Here is a 6,027-nt window from a genome sequence, read left to right on the forward strand (position 1 = left end):
CTTGCCCTCTAAACCAGATGTATAGGTGACTTGTCCCTGTTGGTCAACAACCAACACTTCAATCTGTTCTATTTGTTCTGCTTGATGGATAATTGATTCCTTAGATAGGGGAAACAATCGAGTAGTCCAAATTTCACCATCTAATGAAGATTCACTTACCACAGTGACACTGCGAACATCCGCTTGAAAGGGCTTACCATTTGTAGAATCTAAAATATGGTGGTAAAGATGCCCATCCTGTTCGAATACGCGTACGTAATCCCCAGACGTTACAACTGATTGGTTACTTAAATCGACAATGGCCTTGTTATAACCACGCGTTTGGTCGGGATCCTGGATACCTATACGCCATTGTGTACTTTCTGCATAATTGGGTCGATGGCCATAGAATCTAAGGTTACCACCAAGATTAATAGATGCTCTGGTTACGCCTTGATCTTTGAAATAGGCGATAATTTGATCTGCCGCATACCCTTTTGCAAGTGCACCTAGATCAATCGACATACCTGGCTTAGCAAGGTAAACTGTTTTCTCTATTTCATCCAGATGAATTTCATTCGGGTCTACTAAAGTCAGCCGATCATCAATCTCTTGCTGGCTAGGTTTACGATAATCCGAAAAACCAATCCGCCACAAGTTAACTAAAGGGCCAATAGCTATATTTAGCTTTCGTCCCGATGCAACACTCTCTTTTTTACCAATTTGAATGAGATGAAATAGCTCTGGATGAACGCATACAGCATTTAATCCAGCCATTTGATTAACCGCCATTAATTCAGAAGATGGGTCATTCGCTGAAAAACGCGCTTCCAATTGAAACAAACGCTGGACTGCAGCAAGTAATAAAGAATGACTATTTGGATGGTCAACCATTAGGTCAATCGTCGTACCCATCAAATTTATAGAATGCCGTTGCTCAAAGTCCAAATCACTAGCCTCCAACTCCTTAAACCTCTTCCACCCTAAATAGTAGACAGTAACCAAAAACTAAACCACAAACGCTTACAAAAATTTGTACACCTCTTAAAGGCATAAGTAACATTGATAAACCCATCACAAGATAAGTTGTCATTAGGATATGAATTTTTTTGCGCCTGCTGATACCACCTTGTCGCTTAAATTCGCCAACATACCGTTCATACAAACGAGTAGATTCTAACCAGTTTTTAAATTGCGGTGAACTTCGCGTGAAAAACCAGCCAGCAAGCAACAAGAAAGGGGTTGTCGGTAGAACAGGTAATATGACGCCTACACTCCCTAGGACCACACTTAACAAGCCCAATATTAGAAAAACCTTCTCTTTAATAGTCCTCATTTCCATCCCTCACTTCTTGAGAAAAAAATTCACATGATAGGTCTACCTCAAATTACCAAATTACAATTATTTCGTCAACGAATATCCAAATACTAAAAAGAGGGTACAACATTTGTGTTGCACCCTCTAAAATATGTCTTATTTTATTATCAAACTTGAACCAAATTGTATTACTTATCTAGCGCCTTATGACGAATATTTAATTGATGTTGTTCATAGTTGGCTTGTTTTAGTTGTGGCAAACTCATCATAGCGATAAAGCTGACTAGGTAAAGGCTGGCTAAGAAAAGCATGACCATACCCACACCAGAAGCATCTAAGATGAAACCAATAATCACTGACGAGAACCCACCGACTGCGCGTCCAACGTTTAAAATCGTGTTGTTGGCAATCGCATTGATTTTAAATGGATAAAGACGTGAAATCATTGCCCCGTAGCCGGCGAACATCCCGTTTACGAAGAAACCAACGACGGCACCACCGATTAAGATGGTCATAGCCGAGTTGGCAAAAGTGAACAAGTAAACTGAAACTGCTGATGCAATTAAATACATACCATAAGACAATCTTGGCCCTAATCTATCTAAAATTTGCCCAAATGTCAGCATTCCCAGGCACATACCCAAGATCGTCGTTACCATCCAAGTAGATGAACCTGAAACAGTTACCCCAACTTGTTCTTGCATAATAGTTGGTAACCAGTTCATCATGCCAAAATAACCAGCAATTTGTACAGTTGTCATTACCATTAAGATAATTGTTTGATAGGTTTGCCCTGGTGTCTTAAATAATTCGCTAATAGAAGGTTTATCATTTTCATTAATATCTACTAGGTCTTCTGTGACTTCATCTGTATTAATCCCTAATTCATCTTCTTTAATAGTTAATTTCGCCCATACCACCACTAGGATTGGTAAGATACCGAACAGGAATAAGCCTCTCCAACCAAGTGTTGGCACGATAAAACCTGCTAGAAGTGCCGAACTGATGGAACCGATTTGACCAACAATCCCATTTAAGGATGAAATCCTCCCTAACTGTTTAGCCGGCACAAGTCCAGCCATGATGGAAATCGCTACTCCGTACTCACCACCAACCCCGATACCCGCGATAAAGCGTAATAGGTATAGGTATTGAATATTTGGCGTGAAGAAGATTAAGGCCGTTGCGATAGAGAAAGTTAGAATCGTTAAGTAGAAAACCTTCATTTTGTCCCAACGGTCAGCTAAGACCCCGAATAGTAAACCTCCAGCTAACATCCCTAAGTTGGTAATTGTCGCGATCCAGCCGGCAGCTACACTTGAAATCCCTAGTTGGCTGATGATAGATGACATTGAAAATGATAAGAACATCACGTTCAAATCATCTGTCCCTGATGCAACAATAGCAGCAATCAAGGCATTACGTTGCGATTTGTTTAATTTGTGATCTTCCGCTTGTAATGCATCTCTTCTTGTATCTTTTTCGATTGTTTTTTCCATTTTTGTGCTCCTTTTTTGGTAAAACTGGTGTAATTCCCTCATTTAATCACCATAAAAATAAAAATGGGCAAAAAAAAATAAGGTTGTAAATCCGGTAAAGCTGTTATTTGTATAATAGGTTAGGTCAACTTAACCGTGTTTTTCAGACCAAGCTTTAGGGTCTTTGTACCATTCCATCAACTTGTCATAATGTGGTGATAATTTAGGATCTTTCGCTGCGTAATCCAAAATCTTCACGTAGTTTGTCAAGGTCATTAAAGGATAGCCAGCTTGTTCGAAAGCATCTTTTGAAGCTGCTAATAAATAGTCAAAAATAGCTACTGCTGCAATGACTTCTCCGCCTGCTTCTTGAATCTTGTCAGCAGCTGTAATGACGCTTCCACCTGTTGAAATCAAGTCTTCAATGATCACTACTTTTGCGCCCGCTTCTAAAGCACCTTCAATGGCGTTTTGTTTACCGTGGTCTTTGGCAGAAGAGCGCACATAAATCATTGGTAAATCTAAGCGTTCACTTACAAAGGCTGCATGAGGAATACCAGCAGTTGCTGTCCCTGCAATCACATCTACGTCAGGGAAGTTTTCTTTGATTAATTCAGCCAAAGCATCTTCCACTGTTGAACGCACACTTGGGTATGACATGATTAGTCGGTTATCTGTATAAATCGGGGCTTTAAGTCCGCTTGCCCATGTATATGGTGCCTCAGGGCTAAAGTTTACTGCCTTAATTTCTAGTAATTTTTGTGCTACTAAATCCGCTTTTTCTACTGTCATCTTGTACCCTCCTTATTGTCCAGACCAATCAGCTGTGATTTGATCATAAGTTACTTTTGAGTTATCCGCTTGTGTAATTGGTCGTCCCACCACGATGTAGTCAGAACCACCTTGGGCTGCTTGGCTTGGCGTCATGATCCGTTTTTGGTCATCCGCAACAGAAGTCGCTAGGCGGATACCCGGTGTAATCGTTTGGAAGTCTTCCCCACAAGCCTCTTTAATAGCCGCCGCTTCAAGTGGCGAACAAACCACACCATCAAGTCCTGCTTCTTTCGTTAATTTAGCGTAGCGCAATACTGAATCCAATACTTCACCTGGAATCCCTTGTTCTTCGTTCATTTGTTCAGTAGAAGTGGACGTTAATTGAGTGACACTAATTAACATCGGGCGTTTACCTGTCGAACCTGCCTCTAAACCACGAAGCGCTGCTTGCATCATCTCTTTCCCACCTGCCGCATGTACATTGACCATTGCAACACCAGTACTGGCTAAAATAGCCATTGCACGCTCAACCGTATTTGGAATATCATGTAATTTCAAGTCTAAGAATATATCGTGGCCTTTTGCTTGTAACTCTTTTAAGAAAGCTGTCCCACCAGCATAAAACAATTCCATACCTACTTTTACATTTAATTGTTGACCTTGGAACTGATCAAGGAACGCAAATACCTCTTCTTGATTAGGAAAATCTAAGGCAATAATTGGTTTCTTCGGATCCACATGGCACTTCCTCTCATATTTTTCTGTTATTTCTTCATTTTTGTCTCATTTATCTAAAAATGGGCAAAAAAAATAACCAACAACGAAACAAGGTTGCTGATTATATACTAGCGGATGCTGGTCTTAAAATTTGTTCACTGACAAAATAAAATGGTTATTCTTGTGAGCGAACAGCTCTTATGTGCAGGGCATCCTTACGCTAGTGCAGTTTCCCCTGTTTTTACTCTGTTGGCTATTGTACCGACTTAGGAAGAAAGAGTCAACATATATTTTAATAAATATTTACATTTACTAGTAAAGACTGGCAAATCAATTATCTTACCAATAAAAAATCCGTTCCTTTATACGAAACGTACAAAAAGAACGGATAATTTGCATTTTTATCTTATTATTACTTATGCTTCTAAGGCAGCGCCAATGAATCCATTAAAGATTGCTTGTGGACGGTCTGGACGTGAAATAAATTCTGGGTGGAATTGAGATGCCACAAAGAATGGATGTTCTGGAATTTCTACGATTTCCACTAAATTACCATCTGGAGATGTTCCAGAGAAGACCATACCAGCCGCTTCGAATTCTTCGCGATAAGCATTGTTAAATTCCCAACGGTGACGGTGGCGTTCTTCAACTAAGGCTTCATCGTTGTATAATTCACGTGCTTTAGAACCTTCTTTAAGGGCACATGGGTATAAACCTAAACGTTGTGTCCCACCTAAGTTTTCTAGTCCTGATTGTGTTGTCATCAAGTCGATTACTGGGTGTTCAGTATTTGGGTTGATTTCTGTAGAGTTGGCATCAGTATAACCTAAGACGTTACGTGCAAACTCAATAGAAGCCACTTGTAGACCTAAACAGATACCTTGGAATGGTACATTGTTTTCACGTGCATATTTGATGGCTTGGATTTTACCTTCAATACCACGGTTACCAAATCCACCTGGTACTAAGATACCGTCAGCATCGCCAAGGATCTTTTGTACGTTTTCCGCAGTAATGGTTTCAGAGTCGATCCAATCGATGTCGATTTCTGCGTCATGGGCATAGCCGGCGTGACGTAATGATTCTGCTACTGATAGGTAAGCGTCTTGAAGCGATACGTATTTACCTACTAAAGCGATTTTCACTTTCTTGGATAGGTTTAGTACACGGTTTTCAAGGTTACGCCATTCACGCATATCAGCTTCTGGTGTTTCGTCTAGACCTAATACTTCACATACTTTATCGTCTAAACCTTCTTGTTGTAGACGCAATGGTAGTGTGTAGATTGTTTCTACATCACGGTTTTCGATAACGGCGTCTTCTTCAACGTCACAGAATTGAGCGATTTTCGCAGTCATACCGTCTGGTAGTGGGTGTTCTGAACGTACAACCAAGATATTAGGTTGAATCCCCATACCACGTAATTCTTTCACAGAGTGTTGCGTAGGTTTTGTTTTCAACTCACCAGCTGCTGCGATATATGGCAGTAAAGTTGTGTGGATATAACAAACATTATCTGCACCAACTTGTGAACGCATTTGACGTAACGCTTCAACGAATGGTGTTGATTCGATATCCCCAACAGTCCCACCAACCTCAGTGATTACGACGTCGGCGCCTGTTGTATCACCGGCACGCAAGATTTTATCTTTGATTGAGTCGGTAATGTGTGGAATTACTTGGACAGTTGCCCCTAAGTAGTCCCCGCGACGTTCTTTGTTAATAACTTCAGAGTAAATTTTACCAGTTGTTACGTTTGAA

6 protein-coding genes are annotated in these 6,027 nt (G+C 40.5%); all 6 read right to left on the reverse strand.

Annotated elements, in window-relative coordinates:
• The coding region (locus ACRCJ0_RS08650) for an FAD:protein FMN transferase (RefSeq protein WP_431390198.1) at nucleotides 1-927 on the reverse strand (927 nt) is incomplete at its 3' end.
• Between the two features lie 19 nt (nucleotides 928-946).
• Nucleotides 947-1,315, reverse strand: coding sequence for a YbaN family protein (locus ACRCJ0_RS08655; RefSeq protein ID WP_431387323.1), 369 nt, complete (start codon nucleotides 1,313-1,315; stop codon nucleotides 947-949).
• 170 nt (nucleotides 1,316-1,485) lie between these two features.
• The gene (locus ACRCJ0_RS08660) at nucleotides 1,486-2,796 is read right to left on the reverse strand and encodes an MFS transporter (RefSeq protein WP_431387322.1); all 1,311 of its coding nucleotides are present in this window, start codon (nucleotides 2,794-2,796) and stop codon (nucleotides 1,486-1,488) included.
• A 129-nt stretch (nucleotides 2,797-2,925) separates the two neighbouring features.
• On the reverse strand, nucleotides 2,926-3,567 hold the full coding sequence (pyrE, locus tag ACRCJ0_RS08665) for an orotate phosphoribosyltransferase (protein ID WP_059349251.1): 642 nt from the start codon (nucleotides 3,565-3,567) through the stop codon (nucleotides 2,926-2,928).
• A 12-nt stretch (nucleotides 3,568-3,579) separates the two neighbouring features.
• Complete coding sequence (gene pyrF / locus ACRCJ0_RS08670) at nucleotides 3,580-4,287, reverse strand: orotidine-5'-phosphate decarboxylase (protein ID WP_431387321.1); 708 nt, start codon at nucleotides 4,285-4,287, stop codon at nucleotides 3,580-3,582.
• Between the two features lie 395 nt (nucleotides 4,288-4,682).
• Nucleotides 4,683-6,027, reverse strand: a 1,345-nt coding sequence (locus ACRCJ0_RS08675) for a CTP synthase (protein WP_431390199.1), incomplete at its 5' end; no start/stop codon positions are given.

It is taken from the genome of Aerococcus sp. L_32, assembly GCF_050689315.1.